Annotated in this window: 26 protein-coding genes and 1 riboswitch; of the genes, 6 read left to right on the top strand and 20 right to left on the bottom strand. The window is 40.4% G+C overall.

Going from position 1 to position 26,263, the window contains the following annotated elements; genetic code table 11:
• Positions 1–71 precede the first annotated feature (71 nt).
• From CKW02_RS06775 to CKW02_RS06740, 8 genes are all read right to left on the bottom strand, one after another.
• Positions 72–2,033 carry a methyl-accepting chemotaxis protein gene (locus tag CKW02_RS06775; RefSeq protein ID WP_003212395.1) on the bottom strand — a complete coding sequence of 654 codons (1,962 nt, stop codon included), beginning with the start codon at positions 2,031–2,033 and terminating at the stop codon, positions 72–74.
• Positions 2,034–2,151: 118 nt separating this feature from the next.
• On the bottom strand, positions 2,152–3,180 hold the full coding sequence (gene splB, locus CKW02_RS06770) for a spore photoproduct lyase (protein WP_003210815.1): 1,029 nt from the start codon (positions 3,178–3,180) through the stop codon (positions 2,152–2,154).
• Positions 3,181–3,262: 82 nt separating this feature from the next.
• Positions 3,263–3,505, bottom strand: a complete 243-nt coding sequence (locus CKW02_RS06765; protein WP_044331928.1) for a transcriptional regulator SplA domain-containing protein — start codon at positions 3,503–3,505, stop codon at positions 3,263–3,265.
• A 97-nt stretch (positions 3,506–3,602) separates the two neighbouring features.
• Positions 3,603–5,321, bottom strand: a complete 1,719-nt coding sequence (ptsP, locus tag CKW02_RS06760) for a phosphoenolpyruvate--protein phosphotransferase (RefSeq protein ID WP_003211258.1) — start codon at positions 5,319–5,321, stop codon at positions 3,603–3,605.
• Entirely contained in the window at positions 5,321–5,587 is a 267-nt protein-coding gene (locus CKW02_RS06755; RefSeq protein ID WP_003211078.1) for a phosphocarrier protein HPr, read from the bottom strand. Before CKW02_RS06755 ends, ptsP begins: the two co-directional genes overlap by 1 nt.
• Before the next feature lie 93 nt (positions 5,588–5,680).
• Positions 5,681–7,780, bottom strand: coding sequence for a glucose-specific PTS transporter subunit IIBC (gene ptsG, locus CKW02_RS06750; protein ID WP_003210849.1), 2,100 nt, complete (start codon positions 7,778–7,780; stop codon positions 5,681–5,683).
• Positions 7,781–7,982: 202 nt separating this feature from the next.
• Positions 7,983–8,837, bottom strand: coding sequence for a glucose PTS transporter transcription antiterminator GlcT (glcT, locus tag CKW02_RS06745; RefSeq protein WP_003212366.1), 855 nt, complete (start codon positions 8,835–8,837; stop codon positions 7,983–7,985).
• 55 nt (positions 8,838–8,892) lie between these two features.
• On the bottom strand, positions 8,893–9,882 hold the full coding sequence (locus CKW02_RS06740) for a LacI family DNA-binding transcriptional regulator (protein ID WP_003212069.1): 990 nt from the start codon (positions 9,880–9,882) through the stop codon (positions 8,893–8,895).
• A gap of 93 nt (positions 9,883–9,975) precedes the next feature.
• Here CKW02_RS06740 and CKW02_RS20260 point away from each other — a divergent pair, with 93 nt between their 5' ends.
• Positions 9,976–10,119: a hypothetical protein gene (locus CKW02_RS20260; protein WP_003211556.1), complete on the top strand. Its 144-nt coding sequence runs from the start codon at positions 9,976–9,978 to the stop codon at positions 10,117–10,119.
• A 53-nt stretch (positions 10,120–10,172) separates the two neighbouring features.
• Here the strand turns inward: CKW02_RS20260 and CKW02_RS06735 are convergent, their stop codons facing one another.
• The 6 genes from CKW02_RS06735 to CKW02_RS06710 all read right to left on the bottom strand — a co-directional run bounded on the left by CKW02_RS06735 (position 10,173) and on the right by CKW02_RS06710 (position 16,716).
• Positions 10,173–11,267 carry a M24 family metallopeptidase gene (locus CKW02_RS06735; protein ID WP_003211922.1) on the bottom strand — a complete coding sequence of 365 codons (1,095 nt, stop codon included), beginning with the start codon at positions 11,265–11,267 and terminating at the stop codon, positions 10,173–10,175.
• A 104-nt stretch (positions 11,268–11,371) separates the two neighbouring features.
• Positions 11,372–13,291, bottom strand: a complete 1,920-nt coding sequence (locus CKW02_RS06730) for a heavy metal translocating P-type ATPase (RefSeq protein ID WP_003212105.1) — start codon at positions 13,289–13,291, stop codon at positions 11,372–11,374.
• Between the two features lie 294 nt (positions 13,292–13,585).
• Positions 13,586–14,074 carry an endospore biogenesis thiol-disulfide oxidoreductase StoA gene (gene stoA / locus CKW02_RS06725; RefSeq protein ID WP_003212387.1) on the bottom strand — a complete coding sequence of 163 codons (489 nt, stop codon included), beginning with the start codon at positions 14,072–14,074 and terminating at the stop codon, positions 13,586–13,588.
• A gap of 54 nt (positions 14,075–14,128) precedes the next feature.
• Positions 14,129–15,445 (bottom strand): polysaccharide biosynthesis protein, encoded by a 1,317-nt coding sequence (locus CKW02_RS06720; RefSeq protein WP_003211804.1) that lies wholly within the window; start codon positions 15,443–15,445, stop codon positions 14,129–14,131.
• Positions 15,446–15,560: 115 nt separating this feature from the next.
• The gene (locus CKW02_RS06715) at positions 15,561–16,214 is read right to left on the bottom strand and encodes a cell wall hydrolase (protein WP_003211234.1); all 654 of its coding nucleotides are present in this window, start codon (positions 16,212–16,214) and stop codon (positions 15,561–15,563) included.
• A 307-nt stretch (positions 16,215–16,521) separates the two neighbouring features.
• On the bottom strand, positions 16,522–16,716 hold the full coding sequence (locus tag CKW02_RS06710) for a hypothetical protein (RefSeq protein ID WP_003212409.1): 195 nt from the start codon (positions 16,714–16,716) through the stop codon (positions 16,522–16,524).
• A 167-nt stretch (positions 16,717–16,883) separates the two neighbouring features.
• On the opposite strand from CKW02_RS06710, the gene CKW02_RS06705 reads away from it, so the two are divergent.
• Both CKW02_RS06705 and CKW02_RS06700 read left to right on the top strand, forming a co-directional pair.
• Complete coding sequence (locus CKW02_RS06705) at positions 16,884–17,072, top strand: YkvS family protein (protein WP_003211747.1); 189 nt, start codon at positions 16,884–16,886, stop codon at positions 17,070–17,072.
• A 152-nt stretch (positions 17,073–17,224) separates the two neighbouring features.
• A complete protein-coding gene (locus tag CKW02_RS06700) occupies positions 17,225–17,749 on the top strand; it encodes a GNAT family N-acetyltransferase (protein ID WP_003211151.1) in 525 nt (174 codons plus the stop codon).
• A 92-nt stretch (positions 17,750–17,841) separates the two neighbouring features.
• Here CKW02_RS06700 and CKW02_RS06695 read toward each other — a convergent pair whose 3' ends face one another.
• The 6 genes from CKW02_RS06695 to CKW02_RS06665 all read right to left on the bottom strand — a co-directional run bounded on the left by CKW02_RS06695 (position 17,842) and on the right by CKW02_RS06665 (position 21,981).
• Positions 17,842–18,060 (bottom strand): hypothetical protein, encoded by a 219-nt coding sequence (locus CKW02_RS06695; protein ID WP_003211069.1) that lies wholly within the window; start codon positions 18,058–18,060, stop codon positions 17,842–17,844.
• A gap of 267 nt (positions 18,061–18,327) precedes the next feature.
• Complete coding sequence (gene queF / locus CKW02_RS06685) at positions 18,328–18,825, bottom strand: preQ(1) synthase (RefSeq protein ID WP_003211403.1); 498 nt, start codon at positions 18,823–18,825, stop codon at positions 18,328–18,330.
• 15 nt (positions 18,826–18,840) lie between these two features.
• Entirely contained in the window at positions 18,841–19,572 is a 732-nt protein-coding gene (gene queE, locus CKW02_RS06680) for a 7-carboxy-7-deazaguanine synthase QueE (protein ID WP_003211500.1), read from the bottom strand.
• Entirely contained in the window at positions 19,565–20,005 is a 441-nt protein-coding gene (queD, locus tag CKW02_RS06675) for a 6-carboxytetrahydropterin synthase QueD (protein ID WP_003211826.1), read from the bottom strand. The genes queE and queD overlap by 8 nt, the downstream gene beginning before the upstream one ends.
• The gene (gene queC / locus CKW02_RS06670; protein WP_003211973.1) at positions 20,006–20,662 is read right to left on the bottom strand and encodes a 7-cyano-7-deazaguanine synthase QueC; all 657 of its coding nucleotides are present in this window, start codon (positions 20,660–20,662) and stop codon (positions 20,006–20,008) included.
• A 159-nt stretch (positions 20,663–20,821) separates the two neighbouring features.
• Positions 20,822–20,866: riboswitch (PreQ1 riboswitch) on the bottom strand.
• A gap of 71 nt (positions 20,867–20,937) precedes the next feature.
• Positions 20,938–21,981 (bottom strand): YkvI family membrane protein, encoded by a 1,044-nt coding sequence (locus CKW02_RS06665; protein ID WP_003211932.1) that lies wholly within the window; start codon positions 21,979–21,981, stop codon positions 20,938–20,940.
• A gap of 244 nt (positions 21,982–22,225) precedes the next feature.
• Here CKW02_RS06665 and CKW02_RS06660 point away from each other — a divergent pair, with 244 nt between their 5' ends.
• From CKW02_RS06660 to motB, 3 genes are all read left to right on the top strand, one after another.
• A complete protein-coding gene (locus CKW02_RS06660; protein WP_034619951.1) occupies positions 22,226–24,334 on the top strand; it encodes an ATP-dependent Clp protease ATP-binding subunit in 2,109 nt (702 codons plus the stop codon).
• A gap of 374 nt (positions 24,335–24,708) precedes the next feature.
• The gene (gene motA / locus CKW02_RS06655; RefSeq protein ID WP_003212085.1) at positions 24,709–25,503 is read left to right on the top strand and encodes a flagellar motor stator protein MotA; all 795 of its coding nucleotides are present in this window, start codon (positions 24,709–24,711) and stop codon (positions 25,501–25,503) included.
• Positions 25,496–26,260 carry a flagellar motor protein MotB gene (motB, locus tag CKW02_RS06650; RefSeq protein WP_003211671.1) on the top strand — a complete coding sequence of 255 codons (765 nt, stop codon included), beginning with the start codon at positions 25,496–25,498 and terminating at the stop codon, positions 26,258–26,260. Before motA ends, motB begins: the two co-directional genes overlap by 8 nt.
• Positions 26,261–26,263 lie beyond the last annotated feature (3 nt).

Here is a 26,263-nt window from a genome sequence, read left to right as displayed (position 1 = left end):
AACACCTCCTCTGCTTTATTTTATCATACAAAAAGAACCTTGCTCACGTCGCAAGGTTCCTTTCTGCTTGATTACACTTTAAATCGGTCAACCGCCTGATGGAGCGCCTGGCTTGATTCGTTCAGCAGTTCAGTCGAAGTTTTCGTTCTTTCTAACGCTTGAACTTGTTCATCTGTAGACGCATGCACTTCCTCAGCTGAAGCTGCAGATTCTTCAGAAATTGCCGCAATACTTTGAATGGAGTCACTCATCTTCTGTTGTTCTTCTGTCATTTCATTGATCTGTGAATGAATACTGTCGATTGATCCGACAAGTGCCTGCATTTCCATTGTGATGCTGCTCAGCGCCTCGCCTGTTGCATTAATGGCGTCACCTTGTTCCTCATTCATCTTACTTGCTACTGTCATCGCTTCAGCCGCCTTCTTCGATTCATCTTGAATGAGTTTGACGGTTTCACTAATGTGTTTTGTTGATTGCGCAGATTGTTCAGCAAGCTTTCTAACTTCTTCTGCAACAACAGCAAAGCCTCTTCCGCTTTCTCCAGCTCTCGCTGCTTCAATGCTTGCATTCAGTGCAAGTAAATTCGTTTGATCCGAAATTTGAGAAATCGCTGTCACCACGTTTTCAATATTTTTCGTTTTATGCTCAAGGTCTAGCAGCATTTGCTCCACCTTTTTCGATTCTTCGCTCGCTTTTGTTGATTTTTGGACGAGCACACCAAGTGCATCTAGCCCTTTATAGCTCGCATCTTCAGATGATTTTGAGTTGGTTTGCATTTGTGAGGCAAGCTCACCCATATGGCGCACTTTCTCATACAAATGCTCTGATTTCTCATTAATCGTTTCTGCATCTGATGCCTGCTTAGACGCCCCTGTTGCCACCTCTTGAATGGCCGTTGCAATCTGTTCGCTCGACAGCAAGGTTTCATTTGAAATTTGGGTCACTTCATCCGTTGATGTCACAACTTGCTCTGAAGCCCCTTTTACTTTTTCAATTAACTCCCTAATGTCCTCTATCATTTGATTAAAGCTTTTCGTGAGGAGACCAATTTCATCTTTGGACTTCACTTCAAGCGTACTTGTTAAATCGCCTTCTGACACTTTACGCACATGCCCTGTTAGACGCTTGATTGGCGTTGTAATGCTTCTTGCCAATAAGAAGCTAAGGATCATCGCAAGAATAATGGCAATGACGGATATAATGATACTTGTCTGATTCATTTGTTCTGTAATCCAAAGCAGTTTCTTTTTCTCAAAGCTCACGCCAACCGTCCAATCGGCTTCTTTGATTTTAGATATGACCGTCAGTTCTTTGCTGTCATCAATACCTGAGTTGTCAAGCGCTTTTTTCACAGAGGCGACCTTTGATATGTTTTTTCCTTGCTGTGTTGGATGCGCCAAAATGGTGCCTGTGTTATCAACTAAGAAAGCGGTCCCTTTATAAGGAATCTCTTGTTCATTTATATAAGATTGAATGGAGGAGAGCTTCAAATCAAGTCCAGCGACTCCAATGACCTTTCCATTTTTGACAATCGCCTTCGTGGCTGAGACAATCACTTTTTTCGTTGCTTCATCAATATATGGATCTGTCCAAACAACCTGATCAGGCTTTTCGACTGCTTGTTTAAACCAGCCTTGTTTAGATGGATCATACCCTTGGCCAAGATCGAACTCCGGGAAGCCGAGCATTTTGCCATCAGTTGTTCCAATATAAGCAAACGAAATGAGTTTATCCTGTTCCTGCAAGTTTTTTATTGCACTTTTTTCAAAATCCAGTGTTTGCTTTGTTTGTTTTTGCGCAAATTCTTCAGTTATTTTACCTGTTGCCAATTTGTTAATTGTATTGCCGTAATTATCAAGCTTTTCTGTAATAATGTCTTTCAGGCTTTCTGCCGTTGCTGTGGCGGTCGTTTTTGCATCTCGTTCAATCAGTGGTGTTAATACCATGTTGGAACCCACTTGAACTGCCACAACGGTTAAAATTAAAATAACTGAGATGAAAACAGCTATTCTCACTTGAAGTTTCTTAAACATCTCCTCACACCCCTATATCCTACTTTCATACCTCATTGTATATATCGGCATCATTGATACCGCATTCAATAGTTGTGAGAAAATTTAAATAGAAAAAACAAGCCCAAAAAGGCTTGCTTCAAGTAAAATATTCAATTTTTGCAGACGGAAAGTACTGATCAATATATGATTCTAACGTCTGTCTTAGTTCTTGTTCCTCATCTTTTTGGTAGATATATTTCCCGATTCCATATCTACCCCACTTGTATCTTCTTTTTTCTTCATCTAATTCTAATTTTGATTTCGGATAGTTTTTTTGGATGACACGCTTCGCTGGTTTTGTAAAACGATGCTGGATCATTTCAAAGGTGATATCGTGCCTCACATCTTCAGGAAGGGCTGCATCTAGCTTTTCAAAAAGAACTTTATACCCTTCCTGCCAGCCTTCATGAATGTAAATTGGGGCAATAATAAAGCCAAGAGGATAGCCTGCCTTTGCGACCTTGACAGCCGCTTCAATCCGCTGATCAAGCGGTGATGTTCCAGGTTCGAAATATTTAATGACATAATCCGCATTGATGCTAAAGCGGAATCTTGTCCGGCCATTATGTTTTGCATCAAGTAAATGATCGACATGATGAAATTTTGTCACAAAGCGAAGCTTACCAAGATCAGTCTGGCCAAAGTATTCAATCGCTGTCTTTAGTGTATGTGTCAAATGGTCAATTCCTACAATATCTGACGTACAAGAAGCTTCGAACCTTGTGATATCTGGCGCACGCTCACTCATGTACTGCTCCGCCTGATCTAATATTTCTTCAACATTCACATATGTTCGAATATATGGCTTACTTCCCATTGTTGTTTGCAAATAACAATAATGGCAATGACCCATACAGCCTGTTGCAAATGGGATCGCATACTCCGCAGATGGTTTAGACGTATCAAACTTCAACGTTTTCCTCACACCAATGACAAGCGTTGATTTCGCATTACGATACTTTTGTAAGTCATTTTTACCCGGAATATTTCTTACTTGGTTATGTGAAGTCGTTTCTCTTATTTCAATACCCATCCCCTCGAACTTTTCCTTCAGCTCTCGTCCTAACGGGTACTCTAACGCCCGTGGTTCAATGTACACAAGCTGGGGCACAAAAGGTTTGATCATATTTAGCACATCCTTACCTTATAGGTTTTCATACCGTTACTTTAACCGTGCAGGATGGCTTTTATCCTTTCTAAAATCTCCCTTATTCAAACAAATCTTGATAAAGAGCTTCTGCTTCTTCATATGTTGGAAAGACCGCATCATCTGGAGCCAAGGGATGGTACGTTTCAAGTAAAAATAGGGCAAGCTCCTCTTCGTTGTATGGATGTGAAACAATTTCTGCTTCTTTAATTTGTGCTACGTTTGCTGCATGTGGATTTCGATAAATCACATATACTTGATCACCCGGTTTATAGTCTGAGAAAGGCAATCTGGTCACCTCCATTTTTCTTATAGAATGCCCTTCTCTCTGACGGATATGACCCAATATGATAAAATTCGACAAAAAAACCAGACAGGGTTACTGTCTGGTTTGAATTCACTTAGTTATGTTGAAACGTTTTCTTCACGAAATCAACCACTTCTTCTGTCGTGCTAAGTGATAAAATATGCTCTTTAAATGATGCCGCTTCTTCCTTAGAAAGCTTGCTTAGCTGAGTTCTTGCTGGAAGAATAGATGTTGCACTCATTGAGAATTCATCTAATCCTAATCCAAGAAGAAGAGGAATTGCGATTTCATCTCCTGCCATCTCTCCGCACATGCCAACCCATTTACCTTCTTTATGCGCTGCTTCAATAACAAGCGTAATCAGACGTAAAATCGCTGGATTGTAAGGCTGGTAAAGATAAGACACTCGTTCGTTCATTCGATCAGCAGCCATTGTGTATTGAATTAAGTCATTTGTTCCAATACTGAAGAAATCCACTTCTTTTGCAAATTGGTCTGCAATGACAGCTGTTGATGGAATTTCTACCATTATACCGATTTCAATGGAATCGGACACGTCTGTACCAGCGGCAACCAATGCTTCTTTTTCTTCAAGTAAAATGGCTTTTGCTTCTCTAAATTCTGATAACGTCGCGATCATAGGGAACATGATTTTCAAGTTTCCATATGTACTTGCACGAAGTAAGGCGCGTAGTTGTGTTCTGAAAATCTCCTGTTCTTCGAGGCAAAGGCGGATCGCTCTAAAGCCAAGAAACGGGTTCATTTCTTTTGGAAGCTGCAAGTAAGGGAGTTCTTTATCGCCACCAATATCTAGTGTGCGGACAACCACTGCTTTGCCTTCCATTTTCTCTAAAACAGTTTTATACGCATCGAACTGCTCTTCTTCTGTAGGAAGCTGATCTCTGCCCATGTATAAAAATTCTGTACGGTACAATCCGACTGCTTCGCCGCCATTTTCAAGCACACCTTTTACATCTTCAGGTGTTCCGATATTTGCAGCTAGCTCTACGTGAACGCCGTCTTTTGTGACCGTTGGCTGGTCAACCAGTTTCGCCCATTCCACTTTTTTAGCTAAATAGTCTTCATGCTTTTTTTGATACGCTTTCACTTCATCTTCAGAAGGCTGAATGATGACGTCTCCGCTAATACCATCAACAATGATCAGATCACCATTTTTCACCGTTTTTGTTGCTTCTTTTGTTCCAACAACAGCTGGAATCTCCATTGATCTTGCCATAATCGCTGAGTGAGAAGTACGACCGCCGATATCTGTCGCAAACCCTTTGACGAATTGTCTGTTTAGTTGAGCAGTATCAGAAGGAGTTAAATCTTCAGCAATGATGACCACTTCTTCAGAAATCATGCTTGGATTCGGAATGTCAACGCCTAGCAAATGTCCAATTACACGTTTTGTTACGTCGCGAATATCCGCTGCACGTTCCTTCATGTATTCATTGTCCATTGCTTCGAACATCGTAACAAACATTGTCGCTGTTTCTTTTAAAGCAAATTCAGCATTTACTTTATCAGAGTTGATTTTATCCTTTACTGGGTTTAGCAGCTCTGGATCACTTAACACAAGAAGGTGTGCAGAAAAGATATCTGCTTTGTCTTGGCCAAGCTCTTTTAGCGCATGTTCTTTAATTGCTTCAAGTTCTTGTTTAGAAACATGAATTGCTTCTTCAAAACGCTTCACTTCTGTCTCTGGATCGTTGATGTCTTTTTGGTGAACTGTTAAATCTGGTTCTTCCAGACGATATGCTTTTGCAATCGCAACGCCTGCTGAAGCACCGATTCCTTTCAGTTGTTGCATTACTCGCCTAGGCCTTCACTTTTCATTGTGTCTTTAAGCGCAGCAAGTGCATCATTTTCATCAGAACCAGAAGCAGAGATTGTGATTGTAGCACCTTTCGCAATTCCTAGAGACATTACACCCATAATAGATTTCAGGTTCACTGTTTTACCATTATATTCTAAGTTGATATCAGCATCATATTTACTAGCAGTTTGTACAAGTACTGTTGCAGGACGTGCGTGAATTCCAGAATCTGCAGTTACTTTGAATGTTTGTTGAGCCATTTTTATCAATCTCCTTTTTATACAATTAATACATCCACAATATTATATCATACTGCCGAGCTTGTCATCTAACAAGAACGGCAGTTATGAAAATTATTTTGAAATTTTCATGATGTTTTCTTGACCAGCTTTGATTTCACCGGCTTCTTGAAGGTCAATAAATTGTCCTTCACTTAAGTTGGTAAATACAATTGGTGTCATCAAAGATGGTACTTCAGACTTAATTTTATCAATATCAACCTCTAAGAGTTTTTGACCGATTTCTACTTGATCTCCCTCTTGTACAAATGCTTCAAATCCTTCTCCTTTGAGGCTGACCGTATCAATACCGAAGTGGATCAAAATTTCAAGTCCACCGTCAGATTGTAGGCCAATTGCGTGTTTCGTTGGGAATACATTTAAGATCTTCCCTTTCACCGGTGAAACCACCGTTCCATCTGTTGGCAAGATGGCGAAACCGTCACCCATCATTTTCCCTGAGAATACTTGATCTGGTACATCTGTAATCGGATGAAGCTCCCCTGTAATTGGTGATGCAAAGATTTCTTCACCTAGTTCGTTTTGAAGCGGTTTTGCAATGACCTCTTCGACCTGCTGGCTGACTTCTTCTTTTGCAGAAGGATCTTTCGCTGGACGAGGCGTGCGGCCTGCAATGATGTCCTGCATTTGTGTTTTTAAATTATCAGAGCGAGGACCGAAGATGGCCTGGATGTTGTTCCCTACTTCGAGAACTCCTGAAGCACCAAGCTTTTTCAAGCGGTCCTTGTCCACTTTCTTCTGATCATTAACAGTGACACGTAAACGCGTAATACAAGCATCAAGGTGTTTAATGTTTTCTTGGTCACCCATTGCTTCAAGAATTTCATAAGGTAAGTCATTACCCTTTTCAGACTTAGCACTATCTGCACCATCAGCTGCTTCATCCTCGCGGCCTGGCGTTTTCAGATTAAATTTGCGAATGGCGAATCTAAATCCGAAGTAATAAATAGCAGCAAGTGCGAGACCAACTGGAATCACAAGCCACCAAGCGGTTCTGTTTGGCAAGATACCGAATAAGAAGAAATCGATTAATCCTCCTGAGAAGGTCATACCGATTTTCACGTTTAGAATATCCATTATCATAAAGGATAATCCAGCAAATACACAGTGGATTGCAAATAACACTGGTGCAACAAACAAGAATGAGAATTCAAGCGGTTCAGTAATCCCTGTTAGGAAAGAAGTCAGGGCTGCTGATCCCATAATTCCTGCGACAAGCTTTTTATTCTTTGGTTTTGCTTCATGGTAAATCGCAAGTGCTGCTGCTGGGAGACCAAACATCATGAACGGATATTTCCCTGTCATGAATGTACCAGCTGTCAGCTGAACACCATCTTTGATTTGAGCCATGAAGATACGCTGATCACCACGGATAATATCTCCTGATAAGCTCTTATAGCTAAAGAACTCATACCAGAATGGCGCGTAGAATATGTGGTGCAGACCAAACGGAATTAATGAGCGTTCAATGACACCGAATACAAAGGCAGCAAGCGGCTCATTCGCTGCAAGCAGTCCTGTTGAAAATGAGTTCAGTGCACCTTGGATTGGCGGCCAAATGACTAGCATCAAAAGCCCTAAAATAAGTGCTGAAATAGATGTAACAATTGGAACAAAACGCTTACCGGCAAAGAAGCCAAGATATTGCGGAAGCTCAATTTTGTAAAATTTATTAAACATATAAGCTGCTAATACCCCGACAATAATCCCGCCAAAAACTCCGGTAGATAAGGTCGGTATGCCGAGCATATTAACATATGCTGGGTGGCTTTCCTTAAAGAACTTAGCCAATTTGATTGAATCGGATGGAATGGATCCGTTGGCCATTAATACGGCACTCATCGTTACGTTCATGACAAGATAACCGATAATTGCGGCAATCCCTGCCACACCGTCTCCATTAGCAAGACCGATGGCAACCCCTACAGCAAATAAGAGCGGAAGATTCGAGAAGACAATGTTCCCCGCATTTTCCATGACGCTTGCAACAAGCTGAATTGTATCATTGCTTAAAAATTGAGCCACATCGATCAGCTGCGGATTTTGCATCGCATTCCCAAGTGCTAGTAAAATACCAGCAGCAGGAAGGATCGCAACTGGAAGCATAAGTGCTCGTCCAATTTTTTGCAACACACCAAAAAGTGATTTAAACACTAGTTGAACCTCCTTTTATTTTCGCTTACAACATACAAGCAGGACGCTCCCTGACATACATTTCATAGTTAACCGTTTACATTTCACTTTCAAACACAAAAAAAGGCATGGTGATATAAGATTGCGCAAATAACAGGATCTTATCCTGTATTTACCTTAAGTCACTCATGCCTGATCGAATCAGTTACACGTTTCAAGGAAACTATGAAATTTTATTTGTCAATCTGTACAGATGAAGGGTTAGGTAGACAGCCTCTGCATCTTGTACAGGCTTTTTCAATGCATGTTGTAATATTTTGATCATTTTCCAAGCAGTATTGTAGCATAAAGGATATTCATTTTTCAATAGATGAAGCAATTTTTCTGGCTCCTCTAAAGATTCTTCCCGTTTAATACGCTCAATCGAAAACGTAATATGGCGCAATAAGCGTAAATAATGAATACTTTCTCTGTCTACTTTCATATGAAATGAATCTTCTATGACTTGGACCATTTGCGTGATGAGCTGCGAATGACGGTTCACCTCAGATAATGGCCGATTCGTTAAAGCTGAGTGAATATGGAGCGCAATAAAGCCAATCTCTCCTTCTGGCAGCTTGGTTTCGACATCAGGACGCTCGTTAATTAGCTCAACGACTTCCTTTGCGACCTCGTATTCTTTCGGATACAACGACTTCGTCTCAAGCATAAAGGGATTGGTGATATCATATCCTTGCTGCACCCGCTTAAAACTAAAGGCAATATGGTCAGTCAGGGCAATATGAATATGCTCATTCAAACGGTGTCCCATTTTTTCTCGTATATGATAAATGACGTCATTGGCAAGCTCGATCATGTTCTCATCAATGTGGTGAAGCAGTTGTTTATATTCTGTTTGTTCCTTTGTATTTTTAAGGACAAACATTTTTTCAAATGTATCTTGATCGAGAACATCACCCGATTTTTTCCCGAAGCCGATTCCTTTCCCAATCAGAACTACTTCGCCCAAAGAAGGGTGTCTTGCAATGATGACATTATTATTTAACGCTTTATCAACGGTGAAGGATTCCATGAACATCCCCAACTCCTTCTTATTCAATCCCTCTTATCGTACAAAACAGATGAAACGTGCGTCAACGATTGTTTTTGAAAACGGTGGTTGATCGCTCGATCAGGCGGAATGGCAGCATTCTTTTCTCTGGCACCTCTCCCTTTATGGCCCGATCGAACAAGTCAAACGCTTCCTGACCCATTCGTTTCAGCGGAATATCAATGCTGGAAATCCCCAAAGCCTCACTTAATTGGTTATATTGAAAGCTCAGTATGGCTGGAAATTCTCCTACTTTTATGTCATGACGCTGTGCCTCTAATAAAAAGCCTACAGAGACATCGTCATTTGTAATGAATAATGCCGTAGGGCGATTTTTCATTTCCTTCCATTCTGTAAACAATCGTTTCCCATCAAGAAGTGATAGCTTCCCTTCAATGATCCACTCTTCATCAATGGCCTGCCCGAGCGATTTCATCATGTCTTGATAAGCCTGAAGGCGCGACTCGCTATTCGCTCCTTCTGTTCTGGCGAGAACAATCGCAATTCGTTGATGGCCGCATGCTGCCAAATGATGCAGGCCTTCCTTAAATGCTTGATCATGTGCAATTGACACTGTTGAGCATGTATCATGCGGCGTGGGATGACAAAATATAATCGGCCCAGATTCCTGCCACTTTAAAATATGCCCATCACTTAACGCATTTGAACAAAATATTAAACCATCCACACGACGTTCTTTTAAACTCATTAACGCTTCTTTTTCTTTTAATGGATCATACCCCGTTTGAAATAAAGCAAAATGCATACCGCGCGCCTGTGCTTTTTCTGCAATACCTGTGACAAGACTGCTGAAATAAGAGTGTTCAATCGTCGGAAGAACGATGCCAAGCATATTTGAATAGCCCTTTGCTAAATGGACAGCTTGAATGTTTCTCGTATATTTGAGCTCTTTCATCGCATGTAGAACACGTTCTCGTTTTTCCTCTTTGACATAAGGATGATCATTCAACACACGTGATACAGTTGTCACAGATACGCCCGCTCTTTTCGCAATCTCCCTTATGTTTGCCATTTTTTCTCCTACTTTCTCTTGCTATGGTAAGCGTTTCATACTTTAAGATGTATGTGAGCTGAACAAATCACTGGATGGAAAGGGGAATTCAAGATGGGTTTCATCATATGGATTATATTATGTATGACTGTTTTGTTTTCTGCTCGTTTTGCACTACATCCTTTAGGAAAAGAACATAAAATCAAACCGTTTGAATCAATTGATGATTTTTTTGTTGATAAGGATCGAAAAGAGTGACAAAAAATCACGATGACACTTCCAAGACATGGACGTTCATCGTGATTTTTTTATTACTTGATGATCGTCAGCTCTTTCGGATAATTGGTTAAAGTGACTGGACCGTCTGCTGTGATCAATACATCATCTTCAATTCTGACGCCGCCGACTCCTGGGACGTAGACCCCAGGTTCGATCGTATACACCATGCCTTCTTGGAGAAGATCATCATTTGCCTGGCTCATCGAAGGAAACTCATGAACAGACACCCCTAGACCATGCCCAAGGCGGTGAGGGAAATAGTCCCCATATCCAGCTTCTGTGATCAGCCCGCGTGCTTTTAAGTCCAGGTCCCCAATTCTCACACCCGGCTTACTCATTTCTAGTGCTGCCATTTCTGCGTTCAGGACGGTTTGATAGATGTCCTTTTGCTGATCAGAAGCTTCCTGATAGATGAATGTTCTTGTAATGTCTGAGCAGTACCCATCAACAATGACTCCAAGGTCAAATAACACAAAGTCGCCTTTTTTTAAGGCTGCCTGTCCTGGATTTCCGTGAGGCTCTCCTGATTTTTCGCCAAAGAGAACCATCGTCGAAAAGGACATGCCTTGAATGCCTTTTTTCTTTAGCTCATATTCAATGACAGCGAGCACTTCTGTTTCGGTGACTCCTTCTTTTAAGGCGTTCACCCCAATTTTTACCCCTTCATCTGCCAATTGAGCTGCTTTTTTCAGTGTAGCAATTTCAGATTCATCTTTAATCAGCCTTAGCTGATTGAGCTCTTCTTCTGCCCGGACAAAAGTTTCTGCCCCAGTGGCAGCTTGAAGCTGTTCTGCTCTTTGAAGCGGAATCGACTCTTTTTCAATTGCAAGTCGAGTTGCTCTTACACCGCGTTTTTCTACTGCTGACTGAATGAAATCAAATGGATTCTCATGGTCTTCATAACCAATGATATCGCCTGACCACCCAGCATTTTTCGCCTGCTCGACTTCCATTTTAGGCAAAATAAAAAATGGATCTGCCTCTTGAAACACAAACAGCCCCATTACTCTTTCATGCGGCTCTGTGAAGTATCCAGATAGATAAAACACATTTTCCTTTGTATGTATAAATGCACCTTGAATGTCTTTTTCCTTTAGCCAAGAAGACAAGCTCTTCATTCGGTTCATCGTGATCCTCCTCACACGTTTTACTACTGATCTATTGTATCAGTTTTTGCTTTATTTCGCACAAAAGCGCACTGGCAGAAGCCAAGTGCGCTATGATGATTTGCTTAAGATGCACGAAGCAGACGCAGTCCATTTAAAATGACCAAAATCGTACTTCCTTCATGCCCGATGACGCCAAAAGGCAAATCAAGCACTTGTAAGAAATTCGCACAAATTAACAAACAAATCACCGTTAATGAGAAAATAATATTTTGCTTAATAATTCGGTTCATCTTTCTTGAAAGACGGATCATCTTCGTTAAGTTATTTAAATTATTTTTCATTAAGATCAGATCTGCTGTTTCTAAAGCCACGTCTGTGCCTCCGCCCATCGCAACCCCCACATCTGCTGTGGCGAGTGCCGGTGCATCATTGATTCCGTCTCCTACCATGATGATGGAATTACCGTGTTTTTTAAGTTGATTGACCTCATGTACCTTTTCATCTGGAAGGCACCCAGCAACAACCTTTTGGATGCCGGCTTCCTGCGCAATGGCTTCAGCCGTTTTTTGCTGATCTCCTGTCAGCATGACGGTTTGGATGCCTAAATCATTCAGCTCTTGAATCATTTTTTTCGCTTCAGGTCTAATTTGATCTTTAAGGCCAAGGCACCCAACGACTTCTTGATCCTTTTGAACATACACCACTGTGTATCCTTTTTCAGAAAGATGCTCTCCTGTTTCTTCAATCTCGCGGTCCATTGAAGCCTTGCCAGCAAAGTCTTTCTTCCCAATCCGCCACGTTTCTCCATTCAATTGTGCCTTTACACCAAAACCAGAGGTTTCTTCAATGGTGACATGAGCTGATCTTTCTATTTGTTGCTCTTGTGCCATATCAGAGATCGCTTTCGCTAATGGATGGTTTGATTGACTTTCAATTTGATAAAGCGCCTGATAAAAGGCCGCTTCCTCTTGTCCTTTAGCGATCACCACCTGCTCCACAGCTGGCTTTCCGCTTGTAATCGTCCCCGTTTTGTCAAAAGCAATCATGCTGCTAGTGCCTAGCTTTTCTAAAAAGACGCTCCCTTTAACAAGCATTCCGTTTCTTGCGCCGTTTGAGATCAGTGATAAAGCAGCTGGCATAATGGATGCAACAAGCGCACAAGGTGATGCTACGACCATAAACACCATGGCCCGGTAGAAGGTTTCACTCATACTCCAGCCTAGTACAAAATGAGGCAGAACCATTAAAATCGCGACGGTGATCAGTACACCTTTTACATACGCACCTTCGAATTTTTCAATAAATGCCTGGCTTGGTGACACACTTTCTTGAGCCGATTCGACAAGTTTAATAATTTTATGGAAAAGCGTTTCTTCATTATGTTTGGTCACTTCTACTGTTAAGGAACCATTTAAGTTCACTGTTCCCGCAAACACATCTTCGCCTTGCCCTTTTTCCTGGGGCACAGACTCGCCCGTAAGCGCAGATTCATCCACACTTGTTCTTCCGCTTAAAATCACACCATCTGCTGCAATACGTTCCCCAGCTTTGATCATGATACGGTCACCTGGTGTTAATGATGAAGCAGAGACTTGAATGGTCGTACCATTTTCTTCAATGAAAGTCGCTTCATCTGGTGCGATGCTCATTAAAGCTGTTAAATCCTTCTTGCTTTTATTTGATGTATACGTTTCAAGCGCACCACTAAGTGAGAAAATAAAAATTAAGATCGCGCCCTCTGCCCAATATCCAATGATTGCTGAGCCTATAGCTGCGAAAATCATTAAAAGTTCAACATTCAAGCTTTTAGATGAAATGGTTTCTTCAATTCCCTCCTTCGCCTTTGCAAAACCTCCAATTATAAACGCAAGGATAAATAAAGGAATACTCCACATGCTCTCATCCTTTAACATCCATCCAACCAAAATGAGAATCCCCGAGATACCTGCTGCTATTAATTCTCCGTGCTGTGCCCATTGATGAAGGGACCATTTCGATTCCTTTTGATTTGTTGTTTGATAAAGTGCTGTATTCTCATTCATGATTGTTTTCTCCTCTCTAATTGATAATGATTTTCACATCATCAATTGTTGCCCGTTTCCTTTTTTCATCTATATTTACTGCTATTTCAAGCTCTTTATAGGTCTGTTATTCATTATAACAGGTTCTGACCGATTTTCAATTAATAATTATTATAATTTCTTTTTGATAATAATTATCATTATTGATGTAGACCCTTTCATCTCTTCTGAGCACAGTTTATTCAGATAAAAAGCAATTGAACACAAAAAAAGAACCAAAGGAATGATCCTTGGTTCTTGAAATCATGTTTCGTTCTAAAAATCCGTCCACTCCTTGATTTGTTTTTTCGTCAGTGGACCTACATGATTTTTCACAATTTCCCCTTTTTCATTTATCAAAAAGCTGGTTGGAATGGTGATGATTTGGTATTTCTTCATCATTTCCCCTCGCTCATCTAGTATGACCGGGAATGTAAACTTTCTGTCTTTCACAAATTGGGCAACCGCATGTTTACTTTGTTCTGCCCCTAGTAAATTCACCGTTAAGATATCAACATCACTCTGATTTTCTTTCACGAGCTGGTCAAATACAGGCAGCTCCATTTTGCAGGACGGGCACCATGTTGTCCAAAAATGCAAAATGGTCTTTTTTCCTTTCGCCGGAATCATCTGCGTTTCACCAGTTAATGCAGGAGCCTCTATCTTTGGCGCCATAACGGGCTCTTTCGCTTCAGCCTCGCTGCCTAAGAGTAATAGAAGCAAGGTCATAATAAGAAGACAGGCGGGTAGATATTTACGATTCATCAGGATCTTCCTTCCCAGTTTTCTTATAGCTTGCCCGCTCGACGAAGAGGACATTCATGCTTTTTTCACTCTAAGAAACATGGAAACGCCGAGCTCCTTACAAATCGTCGCATAATGCAGTGCAGTCAACAGAAGCATGCCCGTATTCATCCCTAATATAACCCCCATCATATTTAAGCTTTCAATTGATCCGAGAAAATACACCATTGAAAACGAGACGACATGCACCCATATATTATGTAGGAACACATCTTTAATGAGCCCCATACCGATTAAGCACGCTTGAAATGGCATCACAAACAGGTGGCATAAAAAGTACGGCCAAAGCAGCTGTAAATAGACAGCAGCTTGCGGTGAATCAAAAAAGAGCTGCGTGAGCGGATAAGCAAAATAATACATCACCATCACTGCCGGCACCCCGTACCCAAATGTAATGAAAATCGCCTGCCTGACACGTTTTTTCACAAGGGCATACTGACCTAAAGCATAGGCTTCAGATACACTCGGAATCATCACAATCATGATGGAATGAGCGATAAACGCAGGGAAAAAACCGATCGACATCGCGACACCAGCCAGCATGCCGTAATGATCAACAGCAAGTGTGCCAGAGATGCCTGCTGCAATAAGGGCTCCTTTGATTAAAAATGGTTCTATGGCATTTGCGATCGCATGAAAAATCCGCATGCCCGTTGTCGGAATGGAGACAGCTAATAGGCGCTTTCTCACGTCAATTCCTCTTAATTCAACAGACCTGACATTGACAGCATTTTTCGCCATGACGTATTGGGAGTATAAATAAATAAAGACGACGAGATCACTCGCGACAATGACACCGATGGCAATGAGTACCGCTGTTTCAATATCAAACGAATACCAATGGAAGAACAAAAACAAGCAGATGAGCTGGATCGTTTTCTTCAGCATATTGGCAAGAGCGATCCTGCCCATTTGCTGCTTTCCCATAAAATAGCCGCGTGCAATCGAGGTAAACGCAATAATTGGAATAAGAGACAGCACAAGCCCTTTCATGAGCGGATGATACGACTGAAACACTGGAATGAACGGCAGGACAATCGCAGCGATCCCCGTTGTTGTACATGTCACCACAAGCGTCATTTTAAACGCATGGCGGAGCATACTTTTATGGAGCCGCTCATGCGATTCTGCAATGAATTTAGAAATGGAGACTGGCAGCTCTAAGCTGGCAATCACGAGGACCAGCATGATGATTGGAAGGATACTCATATATAGACCCATTCCATGTTCTCCAAGCTCTCTCGCTAAAATCATATTGACTAAAAACTCTATACACTCCGCAATGAAAGCTGCGACAGATAGCAGAATGACCCCTTTTACAAATCGATTCATGTAGCCTCCCCTTTATCTAAAGCAAATTCTTTTCACATTCTATGAGACAAGTCCTGAAAATATTTTGATAAATGAAGACAAAAAAAAGAGCGATCTGATTGATCGCTTCATTTCTTTATACAGCAAATACGTGACGACCGATACGTTCTACAATTTTGCGAGAACGAATCCAGTTATCTGTTGCCGTTTTGGGATTATAAAAATAAATGGCCTTTGTTGTTCTGTCATGTTCTTTCACTACTTGCTTCACAGCTTTAACAGAATCTTGATCTGCTTTATCATGAATGCTTCCATTCGATACTGGCTGGAAAGCATTTCGCTGATAAATAACACCTTTGACACTGTCAGGAAAAGAGCGATGCTCCACCCTGTTTAAGACGACGCTTGCCACAGCTTTTTTACCTGCGTAAGATTCACCTTTCGCTTCAGCATGTACCAATCGTGAGAGCAGTTCCATTTCCTCATTAGAATAGCGTTTGGCGCTTTCCTCGTTCGTCGTTTCTGATTTTACTCTTTTCTTTTGCTTCGGTTTTGAAGACATTTTTTCTGAAGACGTACTTAGCATTTTGACTTTCGGCTGACGCTTCTCCTCTGAAAATGCTGGGATGACTTGATCGTGTTCATCTTGATCTATATATGAAAGCTCATGCTTAACAGGTGCTTGTGAAAGTTCGTGACTTAATGTGCCTTGCTGCTCTTGTATGTTGTCCATCTTCATGGCTGCGATTAGCATAAGGATGACAAAAAGAGCGGTATGAATTTTCATCATTCGCCTCATTCCTCCTTTAATTAAAGTAGGCGGTAAGATACTTGTCCACTCTAACAAGAGCTCCTTCTATTTTCACGCACAAAGATTTGCATGCCTAACCAAATTCCGTCATTAAATGGCATGTCCTAGTTGAATTGCGTATCAACTGGAATTGTTAGCGCTTAAAAAGACCCCTTTTCCGCCTATAATCATCCTTATGCTCCTGATTATGGGTTATTACATTTTCTTTTCAGATGTATCAAGCTCGTTTGAAGTGTGACAAAAGAACTAAAATAAAAAAGCTTTCTCTCATTCATGAGAAAAAGCTTTAGCTTCTTGCTTCTGTAAGATATTCAAAAATAACATCTCCACCATGTTTCGCAATCCCGCGAAAATACTTAAAATCATCTTGATTCACCAAGATCGAACGAAACGTTAAAAAATCATCTTTCTGAATGGTCACTTGCTTTTCTGTCCCATTTCGTAACGATTCAAGTATTGTGAGCATTTGTTCTTCCGTCAAATAAACCGCTCCTTTACAGCCATCATCAAATATTAAATATATCATCCGTTAGGAAAGCATACAACGAAAACGAAACAAAAACGTCTTTATCCTTTACATTGGTATGAAAATATTGCAAAATACTTTTTAATAGGGAATGAAATCTGTTTTTAAAGGAGAGGGATCGGTTGAAGATTGCAAAAATTGGAAATGTGATCGAATTTAGAAATGGTTTAACAGGTGTAGTTGAAAAAGTGAATGAAAACTCTGTCATTGTGGATGTCACCATTATGGACAACTATAGAGATTTAGAACTGGATTCACTAACAGTCGTTAATCATAAAAACTATAAAATCATCAAAGACTCCGTACATTAATTTGCAATCCTCAATTCAGACTATCGATACATACGTAAATACGAAGCAAAGCTGTTCATTTATTTGTTGAAAAGGTGAATAGTATTTCAGACAACTTTCTATTTTTATAAAGTGATGAGATGCAGTATTAGCTCTAGACAGGAGAAACTAAAATGCAAAATTCAAATGATATCATTGTGCGTTTTGGGAATATGGAAGACGCTGAAACTACTTTAGACATACAGTCATCAGTGATTGCTGAATCAGATTATTTACTTACAACGCCTGAAGAAAACAAAAAAACCCTTTTAGAACACAAGGCTTGGATACAAAAAAGAATAGAGAACGAAAACGAAACGTACATAGTTGCTCAAAAAGACGGAAAAGTCATTGGGTTTATAGCATTTGAAAATGGATCAAATAGAAAAAGAACTGCCCACGCAGGTTCATTTGGTTTGATGGTTCATAAGAGCTTTAGAGGTTTAGGCGTAGGGGAAATGTTGCTAACAGCGTTATTAAATTGGGCAGAAATGAATCCTTCGATCGAAAAGGTTAGTTTAGCGGTATTCTCTACAAATCAAAAGGCCATTTCTTTGTACAAAAAGATGGGATTCAGAGAAGAAGGTCGTAAAATAAAAGAATTTAAAATAAGTGAACATGAATACTGGGACGATGTTTTAATGTATAAACTTGTTTAATACCATAAAAATAGATGCAGAAATAAGGACATAACATAAATTGATTCATCAATTTGTTATGTCCTTTTCTTATTATTTTACCTGTACTAGTGTCAGTCTTTTTGCGTATGAAAGGTTTGCATTTCCGCTTTCGTTTTGTACATGTCAACCTCCTCTGGGGTGATAACGCCTTTATCAATCAAAAGTGCAATCACTCCAAGCAATGTAGAGGCACTCCATTTATATCGTTCTTTGTTTTGATGTTCGAGCATTTGAAGTTCTTCTTTTAGCTCCCTCAGCAGCTTCTCTGTCTTTTCTTCTTTGTTTACCAACTCAAACGCCTCCATTAGTCGTTCATTGCCTCTATTTTATCTTAAAGCAAATAAGATAAGCAAAAAACACAATTCCCCTTTACAAACATACGTTCTGTCATGTATAATAATTTTACGAGCTGGTAGCCCCCAGCCGTCCTAGCAAGTTCTATTCCCATTTTTATGAGGAGAGCGACATGACTCTTCTCTTTTTTTATCACTTCAATCTAATTCATCCCATTCAAACCCATAAAAAAAGACATGTCATTAGGCATGTCTTTTCCTTTATTAGCGATTATCAATCGTTTCAGGATACATATCATGATTCATCATGCGATATGAAGCCATTTCTTCATATTTGGTACCAGGTTTTCCGTAGTTCGTGTACGGGTCAATTGAAATACCGCCTCTTGGTGTAAATTTGCCCCATACTTCAATGTATCTTGGGTCCATCAATTCAATGAGATCATTCATAATAATATTCATACAATCCTCATGAAAATCACCGTGGTTACGGAAGCTGAACAAATACAATTTTAATGATTTACTTTCAACCATGATTTCATTTGGGATATAGCTGATATAAACTGTCGCAAAATCCGGCTGACCTGTTTGCGGACAAAGTGACGTAAATTCTGGGCAGTTGAATTTCACAAAATAATCTCTATTTGTATGTTTATTTGGAAATGTTTCAAGCACTTGTGGTGCATAATCAAACAAATAATTGGTTCCTTGATTTCCTAGTAAAGTGACACCTTCTAATTCTTCTGGTTTTCTTGTCGTCATGTCGTCTCTTCCTTTCTATACGCCTCGTTTATTGCCCCATAATAATGTGTGCAGCTGCGGCAGCACTCTTACGCGATTTAAGTCTGGGTCTTGCGCTACTTGATCGACAAGCGCTTCATACTTCTTTAATAAGTGCGTCAATAAGTACGCATCATCACCTGTTGTCGTGTCATCATTTCCTACCTGCAAATAAAAAGGAAGCTCTGGATATTTCGCATGAACATCCTTTGCATAGGCTAGATCATGATCGTCAAAAATCACGACCTTCAGGCTTGCATGCTGCAATCTATTTCCGTTTTTCAGCTCATCTATAATACGCGTGAGTTTCGTGAAATCTGTTTTCATATTTGAGCTTGGCGGCTTCGGAGAAATCGTTAAATCATCAATTTTCAAAAACCAGTCCTGATACATTGTCCCTTGTGTTTCAAGCGCTGTATCAATTCCTTCTTCGTGTAGCAAATCAATAAGTGATTCCATTTGTTTTAAAAGCGCAGGGTTTCCCCCTGAAATGGTGACATGAGAAAAAGCCTGTCCACCTATTCTTTTTAATTCCTTGACAATGTCCTCTGCGTGAAGCCACTGAATGTCATGCTTTGCTGATCCATTCCAAGTAAAGGCGGAATCACACCAGCTGCAAGAGTAGTCACAGCCAGCCGTTCTGACAAACATGGTTTTTTGTCCAATGACCATCCCTTCTCCTTGAATGGTCGGACCAAAGATTTCTAATACAGGAATTGCTTTAGCCATTGTGTTCAACTCGTTTCGGCCGGTAAATGCAGTAGCTTGTTGGTGTCTCCCTAACAAAGACCTGAACACATACTGGTTTATTTGCTAAAGTCGATAAATATGCTGCGACTTTGTCATGCACTGTCTTTGCCACAACCTCTGTAGTAGGCATCGCGTATGGATCGGTTGATGAGAATTCCTCATGATCATTGAGTAGCGTGTGATCATACTGTCCATGAATAAGTTTTTTCAGTGTACTAAAATTGACAAGGAAACCCGATTCATCTAGGTCATCTCCAGCAATGGTTATATTGATGGTGTACGTGTGACCATGTACACGGCTGCAAGCACCTGCATCCTCTCTTGGGATGAAATGGGCAGCTGATATATGCATATCCTTGTTCAATTCAAATGAGTATGGATGATTCGTTTGTGGATAGATTTGAGAAAGCATTTATTTTGCCTCCTTCATTTCCATATAAGTGTCATAGCCCTTTTTCCGAAGCTTACACGCAGGACATTCCCCGCAGCCATCAGACATGATGCCATTATAGCAAGTGAGCGTTTCATTTTTCACAAAATCTAATGCATTCAGCTCGTCTGCTAGCTTCCATGTTTCTGCTTTATTGAGCCACATGAGTGGTGTATGGATGACAAATGGTTTTTCCATCGCCAAATTCACTGTGACATTACAAGACTTTACAAACTCGTCACGGCAATCTGGATAGCCGCTAAAGTCTGTTTCACATACACCTGTGATAATATGTCTTGCACCGATCTGATACGCAAGAATAGAAGCGAAGGATAAGAACACTAAGTTTCTTCCTGGTACAAATGTGGAAGGCAGCTCTCCTTCTTTTTCCTCAATGTCAATGTCATCTCTTGTTAAAGCATTTGGTGCCAGCTGATTCAAAAGAGACATATCTAATAGATGGTTCTTCACACCTAACTTGTCAGCAATTCTTTTGGCGACATCAATTTCTTCTTGATGACGCTGATTATAATGAAAGGTCACGGTTTCTACCTCTTCGAATTGTTGAAGTGCCCATAATAAACATGTCGTACTGTCTTGTCCCCCGCTAAAGACAACGACTGCTTTTTCATTTTTCATCTTCTGTTCTCCTCCTTTTGCAGATCTATACACTCGTACAAAGCTGCATCTGAAAGGCTCATGAAAACCCCTATTTTTCTCAAAAGAAAAGACACCTTTACATGTGTACGAGGTGTCCCAGCCATAAAAAATAAAAAATGCCACATCCAAGGATACGGCAAGTCCTTAGTTTTTTATAGAGGGTTTTGCTAGAACCTCTCCCGTTTACACGGATTTTTGTTCAATTTTCACAGAGGATAGTGTACCACATATTTTCCATGCAGGCTATCCTTTCTTTACTTATCATGTGATGCAGGCACTTTTTTTAGAAAAAGAAAGAGGATAAAAAAGATGCTCACATAGCCAAAAATAGGATAAACTGTTGATATCAATGTACCGTAACCAATTTTACTAATCACATAGCAGCATAAGAGAATAAGGGATATTGTCAAGACACTGTTCATTCGTATATACGCCCTCACTTGTCTCTCAAGTCCATATAAATTGCCTATGACGGATGTAAAGACTTCGCCGAAGATCACAAATAAATAAATGAGGTGAATGGAATTTGCTACTTGATACACGACCTGAGCCATTGGAATATCAAACGCCTCCAGCATATCTAATGAAGAAAGAGATAAAAAGCATACAAATAAAATAATTGTCAGCATGACGCCCCCAAGCACAGCTCCCTTTTTAATCACCGCTTCAGAGGTCATTTCATTTGCGACGGGCACTAACACTGCTTGAGAAAGTGCCAAATTAAAAGCACCATATGAGATAGCTGATAAAATCCACTCTCCCGCACCCATTTGCAGCGCAAGAACATAACTTTCACTACTGCTAAAAACGAATGAATCAAGAAACACGATCAATGAAAAGAAAATAAGCATTGGGACGACGAGAACATTGACACCAAATAATCCTTTTGATCCTTTCAAAAGCACAATCACGCTCAGAATGATCGTCAAAAAGATCCCATATTCCTTCGATATGCCAAGTTGCTCTTCAAATATAGCACCTGCGCCAGAAATCATCACTGAAGTGACGCCTAATAAAATAAAAAACATGACGACATTAATATACCTGCTTGCAGCTGCGCCAAATAGAAAACCGTTCATATCTTGATAAGACTCTGCTTCAATTCGTTTAGAAATGAGCATCATTTTTGCCCCAAGTCCAGTAAAAACAGCGCCGCTAATCAAGATTCCGAATAATCCAATCCAGCCAAAACGAACAAAAAATTCTACGATTTCTTTTCCTGTCGCAAACCCAGCTCCAACCACTGTTCCTACATATACAAAGGCAAGCTGAAAAGCGGATTCATTTGAACGTTTCATGTGACCCCTCCGCACCCATCACTTTCGATTGTCTTTTTTTATCCTATGAGACAAGTTCCTTGAAAAGAAGGACAAACCATGATTAAATGCAAAAAAGGATTTTCACCCGCCTTTGAGCAAAACAGTTGAAAGTCAAAATAGGTCAGAGTATACTATAGTCAAAGATGGTCAAACAACAGACCATTTTCTTTAACATTCATTGGTCAAATAAAGTCAAACTTTTATCATAAGGAGGTCATGGCAAATGCGTTGTCAACATTGTCAAGTAAATGAAGCAACTATTCGCCTGAATATGCAAGTGAATTCATCCCGGAGCCAAATGGTTTTATGTGAAGACTGCTACACCTCTTTGATGGAGCAATCAAAAATGAAAATGGGACCTCAATTGTTCGGAGGAAGCTCATTCTTCTCTGGGCAAGAGCAAGCAGGACATACGCAAAACGTAGAGCAGCCAAAGCAAAAAGGCTTACTTGATGAACTTGGCCGCAATTTAACAGATGGCGCAAATGCTGGTTTAATTGATCCAGTCATCGGCCGTGATGAAGAAGTCGCAAGAGTCATTGAGATTTTAAATAGAAGAAATAAAAACAATCCTGTCCTCATTGGTGAACCAGGTGTTGGGAAAACAGCGATCGCTGAAGGACTTGCATTGAAAATTGCAAGTGGCGATGTACCAAATAAATTAAAGAACAAACAAATCTATTTATTAGATGTCTCCTCCCTTGTAGCGAATACAGGGATACGTGGTCAATTTGAGGAAAGAATGAAGCAGTTAATCAAAGAACTGCAAAGCCGTAAAAATATTATCTTATTTGTAGATGAAATCCATCTTCTTGTAGGCGCTGGATCTGCCGAAGGGTCAATGGATGCTGGAAACATCTTAAAACCAGCTCTTGCACGAGGCGAGCTCCAGCTAGTAGGTGCGACGACATTAAAAGAATATCGTCAAATTGAAAAAGATGCCGCACTTGAACGACGCTTCCAGCCCGTCATTGTAGATGAGCCAACACAAGCTGAAGCGATCGAAATTTTAAAAGGCATTCAAGATAAGTACGAAAGCTACCATGGCGTCACCTATTCAGACGAAGCCATTCAAGCGTGTGTTCAATTATCTTCCCGGTATATTCAAGACCGTCATCTACCGGATAAAGCCATTGATTTAATGGATGAAGCAGGTTCAAAAGCGAACCTCTCCATTGATGCAGCAAGTGAAGATGAACTAACAAATCGTCTGAGAGAAATTGCTACTGAAAAACAAGCCGCTTTAAAAGAAGAACAATACGAAAAAGCAGCGAAGCTTCGAGATGAAGAAGAGGCCATTGAAGCTAGACTTCAAAACAAAACAAATGACAAAGAACATGTCGTCACAGCAGAAGACATTCAAGCCATTGTGGAACAAAAAACAGGCATCCCTGTCGGCAAACTGCAAGCAGACGAACAAACCAAAATGAAAGAAATTGACGTCCGCTTAAAAGCACGAGTGATCGGTCAGGAACATGCGGTTGAAAAGGTAGCGAAAGCTGTGAAGAGAAGCAGAGCCGGCTTAAAATCGAAACATAGACCAACTGGCTCCTTCCTATTCGTTGGACCAACAGGTGTCGGGAAAACCGAATTATCAAAAACACTAGCTGAAGAATTATTTGGTTCGAGAGATGCGATCATCCGTTTAGATATGAGTGAGTACATGGAGAAACACTCAGTATCTAAGCTCATCGGTTCTCCTCCTGGTTATGTTGGACATGATGAAGCGGGTCAACTGACGGAAAAAGTACGCAGAAAACCATACAGCATCATTTTGCTGGATGAAATCGAAAAAGCACACCCTGATGTGCAGCACATGTTCCTTCAAATCATGGAAGATGGCCGATTAACAGATAGCCAAGGTAGAACCGTCAGCTTTAAAGATACGGTCATTATCATGACAAGTAACGCAGGCAGCACAGATAAAACGGTCAAAGTCGGCTTCCAGTCTGATCAGGAAGAAGCAATTGAGGAGCAATCACTCATTGATTCACTCAGCGCCTATTTCAAGCCAGAATTCTTGAACCGTTTTGACAGCATCATTCAGTTTGATTCATTAGATCGAGATGATTTAGTGAAGATTGTGGATCTTTTGCTCAATGAGCTATCAGAACAATTAAAAGAGCAAAATTTAACAGTCCATGTGACAAAAGAAGCGAAAGAAAAAATTGCAGAACTTGGATACCATCCTGCATTTGGTGCTCGTCCACTGCGAAGAACCATTCAAGAGCATGTTGAAGATCAAATGACGGAAATATTGCTTGAAGAAGAACAGCTTTCAGGATTTACTGTAGAAGTTGAAGATAACGAAATTGTTGTAAAAAAAGGATAAGTACATCTTAAGAAGGATCTATAACTCCATCATGTTGCGGTGTCTAAGTTCCATCCGCACGCCGACGCTCCCCCGCCTCTATTCCTTTAAGATAAAAGAAAAAGAGGTGGATCACATGATGAATTGGAGCTATGATCTTGTCAAAATCATGTATGAGGAAAAATTAAAAGAGCTGCTTTTAATTGAAACCGCTCAAAGAAATTAAAAAGAAACTCCCTTTATATCAGAGGGAGTTTCTTTTTTAAGGTAATAGAAAGCGCTTTCGTCAAAAATTCTTCACAGAAACTGCCTTAATTTGATATTCAGACTAAAACCCTTCTAGAAGACACCGATATTAACTATAGAAAAAGATAGTTAAAGGATTTGGTGAGATAATGGACAAAACATCGTTAATAGGTATTATTTTAGCATTTATTGCACTGAGTGTCGGTATGGTTCTGAAAGGTGTAAGTCTAACCGCTCTTATCAACCCAGCGGCTATATTGATCATTGTGGTTGGGACGATTGCAGCTGTTGTCATCGCATTCCCATCTAGTGAAATTAAGAAAACACCAAAATTGTTCGGCAAAATTTTCAAAGACAACAAGCTACCAACGATTCAAGAAATGATCCCTCTTTTTTCAAACTGGGCACAAATTGCGCGTCGTGAAGGTCTTTTAGCATTAGAAGCTAGCATTGAGGAAGTAGATGACGATTTCCTTAAGAACGGCTTAAGCATGGCGGTTGACGGTCAAAGTGCAGAATTTATTCGCGACGTCTTAACAGAGGAAGTTGACGCCATGTCTGAAAGACATCAGTCAGGCGCATTAATCTTTACACAAGCCGGTACATACGCTCCGACGCTTGGTGTACTTGGCGCCGTTGTCGGACTTATTGCTGCACTTGCTAACATGGGAGATATTGAAGCACTTGGACATGCAATCAGTGCAGCCTTCGTTGCCACACTGCTTGGGATTTTTACTGGGTATGTGTTATGGCATCCATTTGCCAACAAGCTAAAGCGTAAATCAAAGGAAGAAGTAAAACTTCGTCTAATTATGATCGAAGGGATCCTTTCTGTTCTTGAAGGTCAATCTCCAAAAGTGATTGAACAAAAACTTCTCATGTACTTACCAGCGAAAGAACGTGCAAATCTTGTCATTGAAGAAGGAGAAAAACAAAATGGCTAGGAAACGTAAAAAACATGATCACGATGACCATGTAGATGAATCTTGGCTGATCCCTTATGCCGATCTTCTGACGCTTCTACTCGCTCTCTTCATTGTGCTTTTTGCATCAAGTTCGATTGATGCGGCAAAGTATGAACAGATGGCCAAGTCTTTTAATGTCGTCTTTACGGGCGGTACAGGTGTCATGGATCAAACCAGCATGCAAAGCACTGAAGAAACTGAAAATAGCAACCAGACCAAAAAAGCAGCTGAAGAGGATGAAGAAGCTCAAGCGAAAGCTCGAGATCATGCCGTTCTCACAAAGGTCAAAAAGCAAGTGGATTCCTTCATTGCCAATAAGAAACTTGGAGCTAAGCTCGAAACAAAGCTCACGGACGAAGGTTTGCTCATTACGATAGAAGACAGTATCTTCTTTGATTCTGGCCGGGCGATTATTCGCCCTCAAGATGTCCCGTTAGCAAAGGAAATCTCAAAACTACTCGTCATTAACCCCGCTCGTGACATCGTCATTAGCGGACATACTGATAATGTTCCGATCAGAAATTCAGAATTTGAATCCAACTGGTATTTAAGTGCCATACGTGCTGTAAACTTTTTAAGTATTCTTCTTGAGAACAGCAATTTAAACCAAGAAAACTTTAGTACAAAAGGTTTCGGTGAATTCAAGCCAATCGCTTCAAATGACACAGCAGAAGGCAGAAGTAAAAACCGACGCGTAGAAGTACTTATTTTACCGATTGAGAAAAAAGCAAAATAAAAA

It is taken from the genome of Bacillus pumilus (assembly GCF_900186955.1).
GTDB classification, from domain to species: Bacteria; Bacillota; Bacilli; order Bacillales; family Bacillaceae; genus Bacillus; species Bacillus pumilus.
The sequence above is the reverse complement of the archived record's forward strand: the minus strand, read 5'-3'. Positions and strand labels throughout refer to the sequence as shown.